This is a genomic window from Bacillus sp. Nf3 (assembly GCF_003028545.1).
Taxonomy (GTDB): Bacteria; Bacillota; Bacilli; order Bacillales; family Bacillaceae; genus Bacillus; species Bacillus safensis.
In genome coordinates, this window is record NZ_PYUA01000023.1 from 1 (window position 1) to 841 (window position 841).

The 841-nt window shown below is 67.3% G+C and carries 1 protein-coding gene; it reads right to left on the reverse strand.

The window, feature by feature from the left end; all coding sequences use genetic code 11:
• A partial coding sequence (locus C9414_RS20660) for an aminotransferase class V-fold PLP-dependent enzyme (RefSeq protein ID WP_107164293.1) occupies window positions 1–841 on the reverse strand: 841 nt, incomplete at both ends.

The following is an 841-nucleotide window of genomic DNA, read 5'->3' on the forward strand; positions in this document are numbered from 1 at the left end:
AGTTCGGCTTCGCGCGCTTCCACGTTGTCCTGGCCCAGCTGCTGCAGGTAGTCGGCGGCCACGCCCAGGCCGATGAAGCCGGCGATGTTCGGGGTGCCGGCTTCGAACTTGTGCGGGGCATCGTTGAACACGGTGCCGTCGAAGCTCACTTCCTTGATCATCTCGCCACCGCCGAGGAACGGCGGCATCGCGTCCAGGTGCTCGCGGCGCGCCCACAGCGCACCGGTACCGGTCGGGCCGCACATCTTGTGGCCGGTGATGGCGTAGAAGTCGCAGCCGATCGCGGCGACGTCGACCTTGCGGTGCGGCACTGCCTGCGAGCCATCGACCACGGTGATGATGCCGCGCTTGCGCGCTTCGCGGCAGATCTCGCGCACCGGGTTGACCGTGCCCAGCACATTGGACACATGGGTGACGGCGAGCAGCTTGACCTCGGGGGTCATCGCCGCACGCAGCGCATCCAGGTCCAGCGCGCCATCGGGGGTGATCTCGGCCACGCGGATGGTGGCGCCTGTGCGCTGCGCGACCAGCTGCCACGGCACGATGTTGGCGTGGTGCTCCATGCGCGAAACCAGGATCACGTCACCGGCCTTCAACCGCGGCAGGGCCCACGAATACGCCACCAGATTGATGGCGAAGGTGGTACCACTGCACAGCACCAGGTCGCTGGGGCGCACGTTGAGGAAACGCGCCAGCTTGTTGCGTGCACCTTCGTAGGCGTCGGTGGCTTCGCTGCCCAGCGCATGCACGGCGCGGCTGACGTTGGCGTTGTAGCGGCGGTAGAACTCGTCCACCGCGCCGATCACCTGCACCGGCTTCTGGCCGGTGTTGGCATTGTCGA